Here is a 16,327-nt window from a genome sequence, read left to right as displayed (position 1 = left end):
TGCCTGCTTAGCCGGAGTTGGGACCTGTCTTGAATTTGCGTTGGCTTCCGGCTATAAACAGAATCATAATTCTCTTTCTTGTTAATTCAAGGACCCGGCACAGGGTCCGGAGAAGCCGGGAGACATTGATGCAGTTCCACAATCTGACTGTCGCGCAGGTCACTCGGGAGACCGAAGATGCTTGCTCCTACACGCTTTCGATCCCCGACGCGCTGCAGCAATCTTTCGCCTACCGTGCCGGGCAGCACCTCACCTTCCGGGTAAACGTGGATGGGGAAATACTGCTGCGGAGCTACTCGCTTTCCAGCTCGCCTGAAGCGGGAGGCCTGCCGGTTGTCACGGTCAAGCGCATCCCCGATGGCCGCGTGTCGGGATGGTTTCATGGCCATGTCCGGGCCGGAACCCGGCTGGAGGTGAGCGCGCCGGCTGGCCGCTTCGTCTGCGAGAACATGGACGCCCCGCTCGTCTTCTGCGCGGCGGGCAGCGGCATTACGCCGGTCCTCTCGATGATCCGGTCGGCGCTGGCATCCACGCGCCGCAGGATGACGCTCTTCTACGCCAACCGAGATACGCGCAGCACGATCTTCGCGGCGGAGATTGCCGCCCTGGCGCGGGGCAATCCGGATCGCCTCGCTGTGCATATGCACTGCGACGATGCCGATGGCTTTCCCGAGCGCGGCAAGATTGCCGCCCTGCTCTCGTCCGTTGCGCAATGCCAGCTCTATCTGTGCGGGCCGGGGCCATTCATGCAGACCGTACTGGAAGCGGCCGAGGCGGCCGGGATGGCGCGCGGGCGCGTGCATCTGGAGCGATTCGACGCTCCCATGCCGGAGCCTGAGGCTGGCTCGGCGATCCGTGCGGCATTGCCGGCGGCAACCAGCGCGGTGGCTTGCGATGCCAAGGTAATCCTCGGCGGCGCACTGCATGTCGTGCGTGTCGCCAGCGGCCAGTCACTGCTGCAAGCYGCGCTCGCCTGCGGCGTGGATGCGCCCTATGCTTGCGAGGAGGGCTATTGCGGATCGTGCGCGGCCAAGTGCATCGATGGCGCGGTGGTTCATGAGCGCAACGATGTCTTCGGCGCCGACGAGCTTGCTGCCGGCTGGATCCTGACTTGCCAGGCGCGTCCGCGCCAGGAGCGGCCGGTCGCAATCACCTATGACGTATGACAGCAGAAACCACCATCCCGGCGGACACTGCGGCGACCACGTTGCGCGCCGGGCTGAAACAACCCCGTCAGGAACGCAGCGAAGCCACCCTCAAGGCCATGCTGGCGGCCGGCCGGACGCTGATCAACGAGGCCGGCAGCCTGACCGGGTTTTCCCTCGCCGATCTCGTGCGCGCCGCTTCCACCTCGATCGGGGCCTTCTATGCCCGGTTTCCGGACAAGGAGACCTTCTGCGCGCTGGTGCTGGAAGACACACTGGCTGAATTGCGAGCCGAGCTGGACTATTCGCTGGCCACGGACCCGACCTGGAACGCAGGGCCCGCTGCCGCGATCTGCGGCCGTATCGTTGGTTTCTATGTCGGCCTGTTCCGCAGGCATCGCGGCCTGTTTGCGGCCTACATGCGGCATAGCCCTGCGCAGAATCCCCTGTGGCAACCTATCCGCGAGGCCAACCGGCGGATCCTGGACGCCATGGTGCCGCGCCTGGCCAGCCAGGTTGCCGCCGGGCGCTTTACCGGACCCGACGGCGAGACCCGGATCGCGGTGCAACTCGTGATCAGCGCGCTGACCAGCATCGTGCTGCATGCGCCCAGCGGCCTGGCCCTGGACGATCCGCGGCTGGAGCAACGGCTCACGGCGATGCTGTATTGCTATCTATCCTCGCCTGCGGCCGGCGACGCATAGGCGCGCTAACCCTCCGGCAACAGCAGGTAGCGCCTCATCATCCTGACGAGATGGGTTTCCAGCTTGCGTCCTTCGAGATGCAACGGGCCCGGATCGTTGAGCAATATATTGGCCAGCGTGCCCACCAGGAATTGAATGGCGACCCGTACCTCGAAGGTGGCATGGGCCGGCCGCGGCGAATCAAGCTGGCTGGCCAGCAACGGCACAAGCAAGTCCTGCACGCGCCGGTTGGCTTGCCGCATGGGATTGTCCCCGCTGCCTGTGGCCGAGTAATGCCGCAGGAATCCCTTGAAGAGGCCACGGTTCTGCCGGAACCGGCCGACGTAGATGCGCACGATGCGCTCGACGATGGCGGATGCCGGGCCAGTTTGCCAGACCGGATCCTCCGCGATCGATTGCCGGGTGATCGCTTCGGCTTCGGCCAGCGCGGCCTCGAGCATGAATGCGAGGAAAGCCTCCTTGTCCTTGAAGCGCGCGTAGAAGGCACCAATCGATGTGTTTGCCGCGCCGACCACGTCGTTCAGCGAAATCTCATCCAGATTGCCGCGCTGCTCGGCAAGCGCACGGCCGGCCTTGACCATCTTGTCGAGGTTTTGCTCGCTGCGCGACTGGCGCGGGGGGCGCATGGCGGGTGGCTGCTCCGTGCCTGCCGCGAGTGCCTTCGCCGAACGGCGCGCGGGCGCCCCCTTGCGAGCGGACGTGCTTGCCCGGCCTGGCGGCCGGGTCGCGGGCTTGCGGATCGTTGGCATGACGGCGGAACTCTCGATGAGCGACAAAGAGCCGCATTATGCGACATGTGCCACCCGGCTCTTGAGAATCCCATGACGGGTGCCGTGATCCCGGCAAGGTCCCCGCGCGAGTCCTATTCCACTTTCGCCCAGCCGGCATCCGGTACGAATGTCCCCATCGCTTTGGCCCGCGACGCCGTGCCGGCGCCAAGGTCCCGCGCATAGACCGTACCGCTGCTGTCGAGCGCGAATGTGTGCGCGCCAGTCTTTCCATACGCCACCGGCCAGGCAAGGAACACATACTTTGCGTCGCTGCCCTTGCCCGGCGGGACGATACGGTAATGGTAGCCATGGAACGCTTCCGCGGCGGGCGTATCCGCCCCCATCACCAGGGCATCAGGCCCGAGCGGACTCTTGTCGCCCTCGGAGTCCGCTGGCCAATACAGCCCGTCGGTCTTACCGGCCCGGCTTACCAGGCGCTTGGCATAGGCGCCGTTACCGACCTCCGTGGCGTATTGCTGCTGGGCTTCGGCCAGTTGGCGAAGCATGGCAATGGTTTCCAGCTCGTTGCGGCCGAGACGCCGGGCGCGGAGTTCCTGCTGGCCGGCACGCAGGTCAAACTTCCAGCCATCGCCGGATTTGACCATGGGAATCGGAAACGACCAGCCACTCTCGCCCACGACGAGACTGGCCCGGTTGTCGCCGGTCTTCTCGATCTGATGTTGCCTGGCCCAGGCGGCCAGGAAAGCATAGATGTCATCGCGATGCACGCCACCCTCCGGTATCAAGAACGGATATTGCGGGCCCAACACCTGCTTGAGCGCATCATTGTCACTACTCGAGATGGCATCGACCAAGGCATTCGCCGCCGCCTCCGGCGTGGGATATGCATGCTGGGCAAAGACCGGGGCGGCGATCGCGAGCGCTGCCGCGGCCACCAGGACGCGCAGCCCACGCGCGGTTCGGGCACCTACGAAGTTGCGTATCATGCTTATCTCCGACCATGGCCGCCAAATCCACCACCACCGCCAGGGTGGCCCCCTCCCCCTCCACCACCGCGCTGGGGTGCCGCCGCCCTGGGCTGGCCCGGATCGCGGGCCGCGGCCCTGGGTGCGGCCTGTTGCCGCGCGCCGCCGCTATCCCTGGCCGCGCGCTGCGATTGCTGCCTCACCTTGTCGCCATTGCCCGCATCGCGCAACGCGCTGTCTCGATTGGCATCGCGCGAGCGGTTGCGTGCATCGGCGTGGTCGGCCCGTTGCCGGTCGGCGCCGGCTGGGTTGCGTTGCTCGCCGGCCGCGCCGCGCGCTGCCGCGCGGTTTTCTCCCGCACCACCATGGCCGGGGATGGATTGCCCGGTACGGCTCTCCATCGACTGGGCTGCGCGGTCGCGGGCCGCATCCCGGGAGCCCGGCGCGGGTGCGGCTCTTTGCGCGCCCTGTTGCCGGCTGGAAAGCCCGGCCTGGCGCTGCTGGTCGTAGCGGCTGCTCACGTTCGGGTTGTTGTACGGGACATTGCCGCGGTGCGCCGGATTGTGTTGCCAGTTGGTATTGGCGCTATTGACGTTGAGCCGGTTGTTGACATTGACGTTGTTATAGCGATTGACGTTGATATTCACGTCATGGTTGTTCCAGTTGAATCCGCCCCACATCGAGTTTACCGCCGCAACGCCAAGACCAAACCCGATCCCGGCGACCATGGCCGAGGCAAACGTTGAGCCGGGAGGCGGGGGGTAATAGGCGGGTGGATAGGCCGGATAGGGCCATGCGCCATAAACCACGGTGGGGTTATAGGCAGGTACGTACACCACCTGCGGATTCGCCGGCTCAATCTGCACCACCGTGGTGCCGCCGGTGGTCTGCGTCACCACCTTCTGCTGCTCGGTCGTCTTCAGGCTGCCCGCCTTTTGCGCTTGCACACGCAAGCGCTGCACGGAATCCATCACGTCATTGGGCTGGTCGAGAAAGGCGTTGCCGATCGACTGCACCCACTGTGGCTGCCTGCCCATCAGGTCCAGCACCGAAGGGAATGCCGCCAGCGATTGCACGCTGGGATCCCAGGGCTCCCCGGCCACGGCTTTGGTGGCCGCATCCCCGGAGAGGCTGGGGTTTGATTTCGACCATGCCGCTGCCGCCGCCACGTCTTCCGGGTAGGTCGCCGCCATCAGCACCTGGGAAAGCAAGGCGTCAGGGTAAAGGGCAATCGGCGCCATGAGCTGGTCCAGTTGTCCGTGATCGAGCTTGGACTGCGCCAGCGAAGCGCCGGCCGGGATCAGCAGAAGCAGCCCAAGCCACCAGGTGGCCAACACTCTCAAGCGACGCATTTTTGCCTCTCCACGAAAAGACAGGCATCGGCTCAATCAACACGCTGGCGCCCAGCGGCTTTCCTGGATGCCCGGCCAGTCTGCACAATATGCGACGGCTAACAGGCGTGGCAATTCAAAATCTCTTTGGTCCACCTTAAACAAAATAGGAAAACAGATGGACAGAAATGCAGAGCATTCCGCGGATGCAAGTGGCATCGAAACAATTCATGTAGGCGCAAAAGGAAATTGAACGTACCTGAGCCGTTATACCGTCATCATTGACGTCTACGTTATATCTTGGGGGGGAACGAGCCCAGGCTCCCCATGGCCATCGGCGTTGGCCGTGCCGTCTCGATCCGGGCCATTGCGCAAGAGTTGGAACGAAGGTGTTGAGATGAAGCACTATCCGCTCGAATCGCGTTTCGCCATGCAACGGCGTAGCCGATCCTGGCCCCTCGGCGCGGCTTTCCGCAGCCGGATCGCCATTGGCGCGTTGATGCTTGCGCCTGCGCTGGCTGGCGCCCAGGGCGCCCCCGACTTTAGTTTCCTGAACGCCAGCGTGCAGAAGCGCGCCAACGGCGTGCTGTCGCTAATGTCTTATTCCGTGGTGCCGGACCTGACTTCCAGTTCGTTGTCGATCAACAACGCCAGCTCCGGCAACCCCGGCATCGTGATGTCGCAGCTAGGCGGCGGCGCGACCATGAGCAAGTCATTTCCAATCTACCTCGAGGGCGCTATCGCCTATAGCCGGTACGATCCCCAGTTCGTTGCGTCCAATGGAACAGAATCGAGATCCGTGCCGGCCAAGTGGAACACGGTCTCCGCCACCGGCGGGATTGGTTGGGATTTCCCCCTGACGGAGAACAAGGAACTGGTGTTCCGGCCCATCTTCAACTTCTCCCTGGGTTATGTAGCCAGCGATCTCTCGGTGGCCAAGTTTGTCACGGAGCGCATCACCGACCGGCAGATCAACTTCCTGGACCACGGCACCCTGAACGCCTACGGGCTAGGCGGCTCGGTCATGCTGGACTGGGAGCACTACCGGGAAACCCACGAGATCGACCTCGAGTTGCGATACACCAATATCCATCTCCAGAGCTTCGGCGGCAGTTCGGAAGCCGTGCAGGGATCGGCCTCTGCCCAGACCGCCAACCTGTACGCGCGCTGGCGCGCGCCCACGGGGCTGCGCGCCCTGGACCGGCCCGTGCGCTATGTACTGGAACTTTCGCACTCGCGCTATCTTGGCAGCCAGTCCGAAATCCTCGGATTCACCAACCTGACGACCCTGGGCACGGGCCTGGAACTCGATACCAGCGCGCATGAAGTGTTCGTGACGCGCATACGCGCCGTGGTGCGCTACGTATTCGGCAACAACGTATCGGGCGTCTCGCTGGGGCTGGCCGCCAGCTTCTAGCGCCGCGGCAGTCAGGCGACGACCGGGACTCTCCCGCGTTGAAGTCCTAATATCGCGCGTCGAAAAATGTGAATTCCGCTTGGCTGGCCGCGGACTTACGCTAACTGGAAATGATCAGGATCAGGACCGCGCCTGCGCGCTGGAATGAGATCTGGACCTGCTGCGATCCATTGAGGGCCTGCCGTGGCAATGCGCGATTGGTTTAAGTTGTTGAACAGCCTGATCTGGGTGATCCTCGCCGCGGCCTGCGGGACGCTCCATGCGCAAAGCGCCCCGCAGGATTCCGGCGCCATTGAACGACCGGCGGTACCTACGGTAACCCTGCTGGACCGCCCCATCGCCTCGTTCCGCGCAACCCTGGCCGGCGTGCCGCCCGAGGCCCGGCGCGAGCGTGCCGAGGCCAACCTCGCCAGCCTGACACGTGCCGAACTCGCCCTGCCTGTCCAATGGGTATCCAACAGACTGGACGGCGAAGACGGCGTGGCCTTTCGCATCGGCAACCGGCTTGTGTTTTCGTACGTCGAACATGACCGCGAGCCGCGGCGATACCACGGCCTTTGATGCCGACGTACGCCAGATCGCCGAGCGCCTGCAACAGGCCATGACCGCGCGGCGCGACCAGATGCGCTGGCCGGTGCTGATACGGGGCGTAGCGCTGACATTGCTGGCCAGCGCGCTTCTTGGGCTGCTGAGCTGGGCGATTGCGCGCCTGCGCGCCTAGGCCTATGCCTCCATGCAGCGGATCATAGAGGCACACCTGCTCAGCCGCACCTCCCGTGGCTTCGACTGGACGGGATCGGCTTATCAGCTGGCACGGCAACTGGTTCAGCTGATCGCACTCTTCCTTTTCATGCTGCTGCTCTACCTGTGGCTGATCTTCGTGCTGGAGCAGTTCCCTGCGTCGCAGCCGATGGGAACCCGACTGGGTGCGATGCTRTTTGGCTTGCTCACCCGCATTGCGCTGAGCGGCATCCAGGCGTTGCCGGGCATCATCACCGCGATTGTGATCCTGCTGATCACGCGCGCCGTGCATGCCATGGTGAACAACATCTTCGAAGCTGCGCAGCGGGGCAGGCTGGAGCTAACCGGCATGCATCGCGAAACCGCGGGCGCCACGCGCCGTGTCGTGGTGCTGCTGGTGTGGGCACTGGGCTTCGTCTTCGCGTACCCTTACCTGCCTGGCTCGCAGAGCGACGTCTTCAAGGGCCTGAGCGTGCTGTTCGGCTTCATGATCACGCTGGGATCGGCGGGCATCGTCAATCAACTGATGAGCGGCATGGTGGTGGTCTACTCGCGCGCGCTCAAGCGCGGCGACTTCGTCACGCTGGGGGAAAACACCGGCACGGTGATGTCGCTCGATACGCTATCGGTCAAGCTGGTCAACGTGCGCAATGAAGAGATCACCATTCCCAATGCCGTCGTGGTGGCCTCTCCCATCGTCAACTATTCGCGCCATGCCACGGACCGTGGCGCCCTGGTTGCAACCACCGTCACCATCGGCTATGACACGCCATGGCGGCAGGTCCACGCCATGCTGCTGGCGGCGGCATCGCGCATGCGGCATGTCGCCATGGTGCCCACGCCGTTCGTGCTCCAGCGGGCGCTGTCCGACTATTACGTGGAGTACGAGCTGATGGTGGCCATCGACGATCCCGCTTTACGCCCGCAGGCGCTGTCGTCCCTGCACGCCGAGATCCAGGACGAATTCAACCGCAACGGGGTGCAGATCATGTCGCTGCACTTCATGGCCCAGCCAGCGGAGCCGGTAGTGGTCAAACCCGGGCAATGGCGAGGCCAGGATCAAGGCGGCCCGGCGTAGTCGCGGCACCCTTTTCGGCACGCTCGGACAGAGCCCCTGGTGCGTGCCACCGCCCTCGCCTCGCTGGCTATATGTTGACCTCACTGGCGACCCGGCTGATGCACGCGATGGCATGTTGCGCCATGGGCGACGGCGTGCGGTTGCGAAGGCTCACGACACCCATCTCGGAGTACAGCGCCGGCAGTCCCAGGATATGCAACGGGAGCAGCGCGCCGGCATCGATATCGGCCTGCACCGACGTCAGCGTCGCGGCCAGGACGGTGTCAGTGGACAAGGCCACGGACCGGAGGATGGTGAAGTCGTCGCACTCAAGCGCAAGCGGGGCTTCCTGGCCCGCCGGCAATCCAAGCACCCTTGCCAGTTCGGCCTTCACGATGCGCGGTACTTTCGTGGCCGCGACACCGTAGTGCCAGGCCTCGGTCAATGTGCACTGACGCGAGGCCAGCGGATGCGATGCACGAACGTAGAAGCCGCCGCGCTGGGCGCCCACCGGCCGGATCTCCAGAGCCGCATCTTCCGGCAAATCCCGCACGTCCGCGACAAAGAACTCGATATCCTCCGCGCGCAAGCGTTCCAGCAACTGCTTCCAGTTGCTCTCCTCGACGCGCAAGGCAACCCTGGGATAGAGGCGGCGCAATTCGGACAACGCCCGTGGCATGAGGGTGGCGGCCGGGAATGGTCCGGCCCCGAAGGCGGTATCGCCCAGCCGGCTGTCGCGATAAAGATCGACATCGCGCTGCAGGCAGCGCGCATCGAACAGCAGCCTGCGCGCCCGTTCGATCACGAACTCGCCCGCCGGAGTCGGCCTGACCTCGCCCACGTCACGGTCGAACAGGCGGATGCCGAGATCGCTTTCGATGGCCTGGATGCTGCGGCTGAAGGCCGGCTGGCTGAGGTGGACCCGCTCGGCCGCCCGCGCGAAATGCAGTGCATCGGCGAGCGCCAGGACATGGCTGAGACGGCGAAGGTCCATCATGTTGCGTTGCTCCTGACGCATTGGAACGTTGCATAGTATGCATTGGACGCATTACCCCGGCAAGCCTAAAGTCGTTCGGACCTGATGGCGCCAGAAGGCCTGGACCGTTCAGACCATAGAGCAAGATCGGAGACACCCCCCAATGAGTATGCAACTACAGAACATGCTGATCGCGGTCGTCATGCTCGGCTTTGCCGGCATGGAGTTTGTTACGCGCCGCTACCAGACGAGCGTCAACGCCACCCAGGACGACACCAGGCTGGAACTGGCCATGTTCCTGAGCCTGATCGCCATCACGCAGCCCCTGGTCCTGCTCGTCACGGGCGAGCTTTGCGCCTGGCTCATGCCGGAGCAGCGAGGGGCGTGGGCGAACCTGCCGTGGTGGGCCATGGCCGCGATCCTGCTGGTTTGCGACGACATGACCCAGTACTGGTGGCACCGCATATCGCATTCGCCGCTGCTGTGGCCCTTGCACCGCGCGCACCATACCGCGCAGTACATGAGCATCCGCGTGACGTACCGCAACAACTTCTTCTACTACCTGATGATGCCGGGGCTGTGGATTGCCGGTGTCCTGCTCTACCTGGGCTTTGCCAAGGTCTATGGTGCGTACCTTGTCATCAAGCTGACGGTGATCCTTGGGGCGCACAGCGCATGGCGCTGGGACGAGCCCTTGTACCGGATCCGCGCATTGCGCCCGCTGATGTGGATCCTGGAGCGGACCATCTCGACGCCTGCCACGCACTGGGCGCACCACGCGATCACCAACGACGATGGGATCGGGCATTACAAGGGCAACTTCGGCAATCTCCTGTTTTTCTGGGACATCCTCTTCGGCTCGGCGCACATCACGCGCAAATACCCAGCGGGGATTGGCTTGCAGGACGACCGGCTGTTCGGGCAGGAGCGCTGGTACATCCAGATGTTCTACCCACTGGTCCAGTCGCGTCGAGAGCATTCGGCGCTGCGCTTCGGGGGGCGCGCTTATGTGGAACCGGAAGCGGACGCCGATGCGGCCCCGCAAGGCACGGAACAGCGGAGGTCGGCATGAACGACCGCACGCTGACAGAGCAACTGGCTGAGCAAGCCATCGTTAGCGCCCGCATGGAGTCGGTGTTCGAGGCACAACGCCACGCCTTCCTGCAAAACCCCTGCCCCGATGCCGGGCAGCGGCGCCAGCACCTGCGCGCGCTCAAGAGGCAACTCCTGCGATACCAGGACGTGCTCGCCGAGGCGATCGACCGGGATTTCGGCGAGCGTTCCCTCGCGGAAACAAAGATGCTGGAAGTGCTGCCGACCACGCTGGAGATCAATCACGCGATCTCGCATGTGCGCCGCTGGATGCGTGCAAGCCGCCGCCGGCCGGAACTGCTTTTTGCCAGCAACAGCCTGCGCGTGACTTACCAGCCCAAGGGCGTCGTCGGCGTGATTGCCACCTGGAATTTCCCGGTCTACCTGTCGCTGGGGCCGCTGGTGGCGGCGCTGGCAGCGGGCAACCGCGTCATGATCAAGATGCCGGAGACCACGCCGGCAACCAACGCCACGCTCAGGCAGATGTTGGGCGAGGTCTTCGCCGAAGACCACGTGGCGCTGGTCGGCGGCGAACTCGCGGACCCAGGCGCCTTCACCGCCCTGCCATTCAACCATATCGTCTTCACCGGTTCGCCGGCGGTGGGCCGTATCGTCATGGGCCAGGCAGCGCGCAATCTCACACCGGTCACGCTGGAGCTGGGCGGCAAGTCGCCCGCGATCGTCCTGCGCGACTATCCGGTGCGCGAGGCCGCCCGGCGCATCGCGCATGGCAAGGGCATCAACTGCGGACAGGTCTGCGTGGCTCCCGACTACGCGCTGGTGCCACGCGAGCGCGTGGACGAATTCGTCAAGGCGGTGGTCCACAGCTTCGGCGAACTCTACGGCAAGCGTACCGCGCGGAACGCGGATTACACGGCGCTGGCCAGCGACCGCCACGCTGCGCGCATCAAGGACATGCTGGAGGATGCGCGCGCCAAGGGCGCGACGGTGATCCCCTGCGGCGAGATCGGCCCCGGACGCCGCTTGCCGCTGCATGTGGTGACGAACTGCACACCGGATATGACGCTGATGCGCGAAGAGATCTTCGGGCCCGTCCTTCCGGTGGTGCCCTACGACACGCACGAGCAGGCCATCGAAATGGTGCAGCGGCAAGCGCGCCCGCTGGCTTTGTATTGCTTCAGCCATGACGCGTCCGAGCGCGGCAAGCTGCTCGCGCGCACGCATTCGGGCGGTGTCACGATCAATGACTGGGCGTGGCATGTGGTCAACCACGACGCCCCCTTCGGGGGCGTGGGCCAGTCAGGCATGGGCAATTATCACGGTGAAGAGGGCTTTCGCGAGTTGTCGCATGCGCGCACGGTATTCAAGCGGCATCGCTTCTTTCCCATCGCGCTGTTTTATCCGCCCTACGGGAACCTGGCGCAGCGCCTGACATTGAAGCTGTTTGCGGGCCACGGCGATCCGGCGGTGAAGAAGCCGTTCTGAGCGACCCAGTGAGAAACCGGAGCGGCGGCCACGCGCAAGCGATTTGGCCGCCGCGTAACGCGAGGTCGCCGGCGTCCCTGCGAACCGCCTCCCAGACGGGTCTCCGGACGCCTGCAGGCACGCCATCTTCCTCACAGGAAAGTCTCAAGAATATCCGTCGACGACCGCGCTCCCAGCGCGCTGAAGTTGGCTTTCAGCCAGCTATCGGCGCGCTCGCGCCCCAGCGTGTAGAGCTCGCGCAAGAAGTGCCAGTCAGCGTTGAATTTGCTCGATACCCCAAGCCGGGCCATCTCGGTCTCGGCATCGATGTTATGGATGAACATGCGCCGGTATTGCGCCGGATCCAGCGCGCCTTCGTCGATCAGCCGGGAGACGAACTCAATCGCGCGCATTTCCCGCATCAGCGACGAGTTGAAACTCAGCGTATTGACGCGGTCGAGGATTTCGCGTGCCGTAGTCGGCACATCGGGAATGCGGATCGGATTAATGCGGATGATCAGTACATCGCGGCTGTCGGTCTCGTAGATCAGCGGGTAGATGGGCGGGTTGCCCATGTAGCCGCCGTCCCAGTAATACTCCCCTTCGATCTCCACAGCCTGGAACAAGCTGGGCAGGCAACTCGACGCCAGCACCGCCTGGATGCCGATCTCGTGATTGGTGAACACCCGCATGCGGCCGCTCAATACATTGGTGGCGCACAGGAAGAGCCTGGGGCTGCGGCAGTTGCGCAAGATATCGAAATCGATCATCTTGACCAGCATGTCGCGCAGCGGGTTCAGATTGGACGGATTGAGCTGGTACGGAGAAAAAAAACGGGTGATATGGTCAAACAGCAGCCACCCGGGCGACAGGTTCAACCGGTCGAGCCCCAGCATCCGGTCGAACCAGGTGGGTTGCAGAGGACTCATTCGCGCGCATTCGGCGACGCYGCGCCACAACGCTTCAAGCATTTGGCGCGCCCCCTCGCGCCCGCCGCTGACAATGCCGTAGGCAAGCACGGTGGCATTGACCGCGCCGGCGCTGGTACCGCTGATGCCGTCGACCTCGATGCGGCCGTCTTCCAGCAGGCGGTCGAGCACGCCCCAACTGAACGCCCCGTGGCTGCCGCCGCCCTGCAGCGCAATATTGATGCGGCGAACCGGGGAGGATGGCGTCTGGTTGCCGCTGCCCTCCTCCGTTGCCCGGCGGCCTGGCGCCGTTCGCGGGGTCGAACGCCGGGCTCCGCTCACTGTTGCTCTGGCACGCTGGGACATGGAGGTCTCCTCGATCGATGGCGTCTGCGGCTCAATGCGGCGCCGGCCGGCCAAGCCGCCACGTCAGGTTGCGACGGGCGCGGGCTTCGCAGCGGGCCTGGAATAATTCCGTGTAATAGATGCGGGGACGGGCCAGCAGCGCATCCAGCACAGCCCGTTCGCGGGCGTCATAGACCAGATCGTCGAGATCGGGACGCTCGGCCCGCAGGCGCGCCCCGTCCTGACGAAAGCGCGTGCGTCCGCCCCCGAGAACCGCGAGGTCGATATCGACGGCAAAGGCGCAATCCGGGTCGGCCGGCACTGCGGTGTGCGTGGTCGCCAGGATCATGTCGGCAATGCGCCCCGCCGCCGGGATGCCATCCCCCGCCCAGCGCAGGAACCACTCGGCGCTGCGCTGCTCGTTGTCCCTGGCGCCGGGAATGAAGATCACGTCATGGCACCACAGCGCCAGTTCCACGGCGTCGGGATCGGGGACCGCGCCACGCGCCCAATCGAGATCGCGCAGGCAGCGGCGGATGTGCCGCAGGGTGTGATAGTGGCGCGCCGGTTCGGCGTAATGCAGCACCAGGTCGGCATGGACGGCTTCGGCGTGGATGCCGCCACTGCGCGACCACAGCGCCAGGAAACGCGCTTGCATCTCGTCCATTTCACCTCCCTGACACCAAGGAGCCACCAACCGGGTCGCATCCGGGTCGCATCCGGGTCACGTGCCGGAACCCTCCGGCCAGCCCGAGTATGCGCTCCGTTAAGGCCGATTAGGCGGTGGCGGGCCGGCACCAGCGTACGCGGCCGCACTATTGCGAGAAATCCCGTCTATGCAGGTTGGGCAAGCCCGGTGACGGTGCCTAGAATGCCAAAGGTGGAAGCTCGCGATTTGCGGACAAACGCTTTGACGGCCAGCTGATCGACCGAACGGATTGAGATGCATATGGACCGAGAACCGAAACCTGAGGCGTCCGATGGCTCGGTGATGTTCGCGGACGTCAGTGGCAGCACAAGGCTATATGAATTGGCCGGCGATACGGTTGCCTTCGGTGCCATCGGCCGCTGTATCTCTGTCATGAAGTCCTGCTCCGGCGCATCCCAGGGCCGGGTCGTCAAGACGATCGGAGACGAGGTCATGGTGCTGTTTCCCTCGGCCGAACAGGCGATGCAGGCGGCACTCGACATGCAAGTGGCTGTTTCTCAACTTCCTCCCATCGCCAGTGTTCCCATGTCGGTCCATATCGGCTTTCACCATGGACCGGTCTTGTCAGACGAATCGGGCGACGTATTTGGTGACACCGTGAATCTCGCGGCTCGCCTGACGAAGCTCGCGTCACGCGGCCAGATCATCACCAGCAAGGATGCGGTGGAACACCTGTCTGCAAGGCTGCGCCAGATGACGCGCTACCTGTATCCGATCCAGGTGCGCGGCAAGGAACCGCCAGTCGAGTTGTTCGAAGCAATATGGGAGCAGAACGCCGACATGACCGTCATGGCCAACGCAAGTCCGCGCTCGCTGCGCTCCGCGCTGCTCACGCTAAGGTACCGGGAGACGCTGCTCGAAATGAACGCCGCATCCCTGCCGGTGACCATCGGCCGTGATAGTGGCATGAGCATTGTCGTTTCGGACCGGCAAGCGTCGAGATTCCAGGCCACGGTCGAGTCTCGCGCGGGCAGATATGTGCTGATCGACAGCAGCTCGAATGGCACGCACGTCACCATCGATGGCGAAGATGAGTTCGTTCTGCGCCGCGACGAAGTCACGCTCAGGGGCCATGGCTGGATTACGTTTGGCCAGTCGATGGAATATGCGGGTGAGCGGGTCGAGTTCTTTTTGTACGTCGAAGGGCGTGGATGAGAATGCAAGGCCAACGGCATGCATCCTGTCGGTGATGCCGCTTTGGGGGCAGATCAGCTCTACTGCGCCTTCTTTCGTTTGGTCCGGTAGCGCATCTTGCCGTTCTCCAGGTCTCCGGACGTCGTCACCAGCCATTTCCCGTCTGCCGACAAGCTCTCGTCCCATTCGGCAACCAGTGTCAGCTTCCCGTCGATATAGCGAAAAGTCTGAGCGGAGTGACTGCAGCAACTACCACGCTGTGCCGACATCACCGTATGGCGACTGGCGTCAATGGATATCTGCGGCAAATTGGACAACTCCTCGTTATGGACGAATTGCCGCGCAACCGGATCGAACAGAAAGAAGTGCGTGGTGTTGTTTGGACCTGCGCCACCCGACATGCCGAAGATGCTTATGTCCGGGTGGCCATCGAAATTGGCGTCGACGACTTGCAGGAATTCCTTGTCGGCGGTTTGTCCCTCTGAATCGAAGTCGCGAAGGACCTGCAGGCGCCGACCGGTTCTTCGGTCCAGCACCTCGATGGCCACCGGCACTGCAGCCTCTGGCGCGTCATTATCAGGACGAAAGGCGACGCGAAAGCGAAAGTCCTTTGTGCTGGCCTTCTGCTCAACCCACTTCAGTTCGAACAAATCATCCCGGTCGATCCAGCCATGGAAAGCCGATCCGTCCCGATGGACATGCTCGACTTCGTACCAATCCCGTCTGCTGGCAAGAACGGCGACAAAGCTCCCGGCGTCCAGGCTGGCAACTGGCGACGCACGATCTGCCTGCGCGAAGACTGGCACCGCCTTTTCGAGGTAGAGGATGTCGCCATAGGTGCGCGGCGTCACCAGTTTGAAGCGATCGGCATAGTATGTCGTTTCATAGTGGTGGATTGCCCGGCCGTAAGCCGCCGGTTCGCAGACGCCGAGCGCGCAAGCACCGACTTCGTCTGGGGTGGGTCGACGATTGGGCGGAACTGCCTCGCTGCGCTTGAATGCTCTCCTGGGCTGCCAGGCGACCGTAAATGCTGAATCGCTCCCCCTTAGCATGGCTTCGCCGGTGCCGATATTGGTTCGGCAAAATGGCTGGGACTTTGAGTAGTCGTTCCAAGCCGGAAACGCATAGGCGACGCAAAGCCTGTTGGCACCATTGATGTCGGTGCGGTAATTCTGATCGACAAGGAAGATCAGCTTGTTTCGATGGGAATCGGACTCATACGAAACCACGGCATATGTCGCATCCGCTGCTGCGGGAATGGCATGTTCGAAGTGCTCGACATCCTCTTCGCCGGGCCTTCCTTGCAACCTTTGTGCCGCACTCAGGTTGGAACCGGCTTCGAGTCGATAGATACCTGGCACCAGGAAATCGGAGGCAAAGACGGGACTCATCTTTGCCGCGGCCAGGACGAAGACGAGGCAGGCGATTCTCATAGCAAGCGTCAAGCAGGTTGGATTGGGGACTGGTCGCAACGTCCAGGCCAGCGGTTCATCATAATCGCCGCCGCAAAAGCAAAACCCCCCAGTACTTTCGTACTGGGGGGTTTCAAGGGAAAGCCTGGCGATTACCTACTTTCACACGGGTATCCGCCCGCACTATCATCGGCGTGGAGTCGTTTCACGGTCCTGTTCGGGATGGGAAGGGGTG

The 16,327-nt window shown here is 63.7% G+C and carries 16 protein-coding genes and 1 rRNA gene; 9 read left to right on the top strand and 8 right to left on the bottom strand.

What is annotated here, in order from left to right:
* The first annotated feature begins 128 nt into the window (after positions 1-128).
* Both AC1DN0_RS18040 and AC1DN0_RS18035 read left to right on the top strand, forming a co-directional pair.
* The gene (locus AC1DN0_RS18040) at positions 129-1,166 is read left to right on the top strand and encodes a 2Fe-2S iron-sulfur cluster-binding protein (RefSeq protein WP_441629641.1); all 1,038 of its coding nucleotides are present in this window, start codon (positions 129-131) and stop codon (positions 1,164-1,166) included.
* Entirely contained in the window at positions 1,163-1,849 is a 687-nt protein-coding gene (locus tag AC1DN0_RS18035; RefSeq protein ID WP_441629640.1) for a TetR/AcrR family transcriptional regulator, read from the top strand. The genes AC1DN0_RS18040 and AC1DN0_RS18035 overlap by 4 nt, the downstream gene beginning before the upstream one ends.
* 5 nt (positions 1,850-1,854) lie before the next feature.
* Here AC1DN0_RS18035 and AC1DN0_RS18030 read toward each other — a convergent pair whose 3' ends face one another.
* The 3 genes from AC1DN0_RS18030 to AC1DN0_RS18020 form a co-directional block, all read right to left on the bottom strand.
* Positions 1,855-2,475 carry a TetR/AcrR family transcriptional regulator gene (locus AC1DN0_RS18030; RefSeq protein ID WP_477111836.1) on the bottom strand — a complete coding sequence of 207 codons (621 nt, stop codon included), beginning with the start codon at positions 2,473-2,475 and terminating at the stop codon, positions 1,855-1,857.
* Positions 2,476-2,711: 236 nt separating this feature from the next.
* Positions 2,712-3,566: a DUF2950 family protein gene (locus tag AC1DN0_RS18025; RefSeq protein WP_477103847.1), complete on the bottom strand. Its 855-nt coding sequence runs from the start codon at positions 3,564-3,566 to the stop codon at positions 2,712-2,714.
* 2 nt (positions 3,567-3,568) lie between these two features.
* The gene (locus AC1DN0_RS18020; protein ID WP_477111835.1) at positions 3,569-4,897 is read right to left on the bottom strand and encodes a DUF3300 domain-containing protein; all 1,329 of its coding nucleotides are present in this window, start codon (positions 4,895-4,897) and stop codon (positions 3,569-3,571) included.
* A 409-nt stretch (positions 4,898-5,306) separates the two neighbouring features.
* Here AC1DN0_RS18020 and AC1DN0_RS18015 point away from each other — a divergent pair, with 409 nt between their 5' ends.
* The 4 genes from AC1DN0_RS18015 (at position 5,307) to AC1DN0_RS18000 (ending at position 8,112) form a co-directional block, all read left to right on the top strand.
* Positions 5,307-6,293: a hypothetical protein gene (locus AC1DN0_RS18015; RefSeq protein WP_441629679.1), complete on the top strand. Its 987-nt coding sequence runs from the start codon at positions 5,307-5,309 to the stop codon at positions 6,291-6,293.
* 210 nt (positions 6,294-6,503) lie between these two features.
* Complete coding sequence (locus AC1DN0_RS18010; RefSeq protein ID WP_441629636.1) at positions 6,504-6,854, top strand: hypothetical protein; 351 nt, start codon at positions 6,504-6,506, stop codon at positions 6,852-6,854.
* Entirely contained in the window at positions 6,820-7,014 is a 195-nt protein-coding gene (locus tag AC1DN0_RS18005; RefSeq protein WP_441629635.1) for a hypothetical protein, read from the top strand. The genes AC1DN0_RS18010 and AC1DN0_RS18005 overlap by 35 nt, the downstream gene beginning before the upstream one ends.
* A gap of 12 nt (positions 7,015-7,026) precedes the next feature.
* Entirely contained in the window at positions 7,027-8,112 is a 1,086-nt protein-coding gene (locus tag AC1DN0_RS18000; protein WP_477111834.1) for a mechanosensitive ion channel family protein, read from the top strand.
* A 67-nt stretch (positions 8,113-8,179) separates the two neighbouring features.
* Here AC1DN0_RS18000 and AC1DN0_RS17995 read toward each other — a convergent pair whose 3' ends face one another.
* Positions 8,180-9,088, bottom strand: coding sequence for a LysR family transcriptional regulator (locus AC1DN0_RS17995; protein WP_477111833.1), 909 nt, complete (start codon positions 9,086-9,088; stop codon positions 8,180-8,182).
* Positions 9,089-9,230: 142 nt separating this feature from the next.
* On the opposite strand from AC1DN0_RS17995, the gene AC1DN0_RS17990 reads away from it, so the two are divergent.
* Together AC1DN0_RS17990 and AC1DN0_RS17985 are read left to right on the top strand one after the other, a co-directional pair.
* The gene (locus AC1DN0_RS17990; RefSeq protein ID WP_441629632.1) at positions 9,231-10,139 is read left to right on the top strand and encodes a sterol desaturase family protein; all 909 of its coding nucleotides are present in this window, start codon (positions 9,231-9,233) and stop codon (positions 10,137-10,139) included.
* Entirely contained in the window at positions 10,136-11,605 is a 1,470-nt protein-coding gene (locus AC1DN0_RS17985) for a coniferyl aldehyde dehydrogenase (protein WP_441629631.1), read from the top strand. The genes AC1DN0_RS17990 and AC1DN0_RS17985 overlap by 4 nt, the downstream gene beginning before the upstream one ends.
* 131 nt (positions 11,606-11,736) lie before the next feature.
* On the opposite strand, the gene AC1DN0_RS17980 is transcribed toward AC1DN0_RS17985, so the two are convergent.
* A complete protein-coding gene (locus AC1DN0_RS17980) occupies positions 11,737-12,858 on the bottom strand; it encodes a patatin-like phospholipase family protein (RefSeq protein ID WP_477145883.1) in 1,122 nt (373 codons plus the stop codon).
* 31 nt (positions 12,859-12,889) lie between these two features.
* A complete protein-coding gene (locus AC1DN0_RS17975; protein ID WP_441629629.1) occupies positions 12,890-13,504 on the bottom strand; it encodes an HD domain-containing protein in 615 nt (204 codons plus the stop codon).
* 282 nt (positions 13,505-13,786) lie between these two features.
* Here AC1DN0_RS17975 and AC1DN0_RS17970 point away from each other — a divergent pair, with 282 nt between their 5' ends.
* Positions 13,787-14,701: an adenylate/guanylate cyclase domain-containing protein gene (locus AC1DN0_RS17970; RefSeq protein WP_477103846.1), complete on the top strand. Its 915-nt coding sequence runs from the start codon at positions 13,787-13,789 to the stop codon at positions 14,699-14,701.
* A gap of 59 nt (positions 14,702-14,760) precedes the next feature.
* Here the strand turns inward: AC1DN0_RS17970 and AC1DN0_RS17965 are convergent, their stop codons facing one another.
* Positions 14,761-16,113, bottom strand: a complete 1,353-nt coding sequence (locus AC1DN0_RS17965; protein ID WP_477111832.1) for an XAC2610-related protein — start codon at positions 16,111-16,113, stop codon at positions 14,761-14,763.
* A 122-nt stretch (positions 16,114-16,235) separates the two neighbouring features.
* Positions 16,236-16,327 (bottom strand): 5S ribosomal RNA (gene rrf / locus AC1DN0_RS17960); the annotation flags it as partial.

The organism is Cupriavidus sp. 05N39, assembly GCF_056397325.1.
Note: the sequence above shows the minus strand (reverse complement) of the source record. Positions and strands in the feature narration are given on the sequence as shown.

Bases quoted from the DNA above. Each gene is read 5' to 3' on its own strand.
- AC1DN0_RS18035 (WP_441629640.1), top strand. From the start codon at position 1,163: ATGACAGCAGAAACCACCATCCCGGCGGACACTGCGGCGACCACGTTG.
- AC1DN0_RS18030 (WP_477111836.1), bottom strand. From the start codon at position 2,475: ATGCGCCCCCCGCGCCAGTCGCGCAGCGAGCAAAACCTCGACAAGATG.
- AC1DN0_RS18025 (WP_477103847.1), bottom strand. From the start codon at position 3,566: ATGATACGCAACTTCGTAGGTGCCCGAACCGCGCGTGGGCTGCGCGTC.
- AC1DN0_RS18020 (WP_477111835.1), bottom strand. From the start codon at position 4,897: ATGCGTCGCTTGAGAGTGTTGGCCACCTGGTGGCTTGGGCTGCTTCTG.
- AC1DN0_RS18015 (WP_441629679.1), top strand. From the start codon at position 5,307: ATGCAACGGCGTAGCCGATCCTGGCCCCTCGGCGCGGCTTTCCGCAGC.
- AC1DN0_RS18005 (WP_441629635.1), top strand. From the start codon at position 6,820: ATGACCGCGAGCCGCGGCGATACCACGGCCTTTGATGCCGACGTACGC.
- AC1DN0_RS17995 (WP_477111833.1), bottom strand. From the start codon at position 9,088: ATGATGGACCTTCGCCGTCTCAGCCATGTCCTGGCGCTCGCCGATGCA.
- AC1DN0_RS17990 (WP_441629632.1), top strand. From the start codon at position 9,231: ATGAGTATGCAACTACAGAACATGCTGATCGCGGTCGTCATGCTCGGC.
- AC1DN0_RS17985 (WP_441629631.1), top strand. From the start codon at position 10,136: ATGAACGACCGCACGCTGACAGAGCAACTGGCTGAGCAAGCCATCGTT.
- AC1DN0_RS17975 (WP_441629629.1), bottom strand. From the start codon at position 13,504: ATGGACGAGATGCAAGCGCGTTTCCTGGCGCTGTGGTCGCGCAGTGGC.
- AC1DN0_RS17970 (WP_477103846.1), top strand. From the start codon at position 13,787: ATGGACCGAGAACCGAAACCTGAGGCGTCCGATGGCTCGGTGATGTTC.
- AC1DN0_RS17965 (WP_477111832.1), bottom strand. From the start codon at position 16,113: ATGAGAATCGCCTGCCTCGTCTTCGTCCTGGCCGCGGCAAAGATGAGT.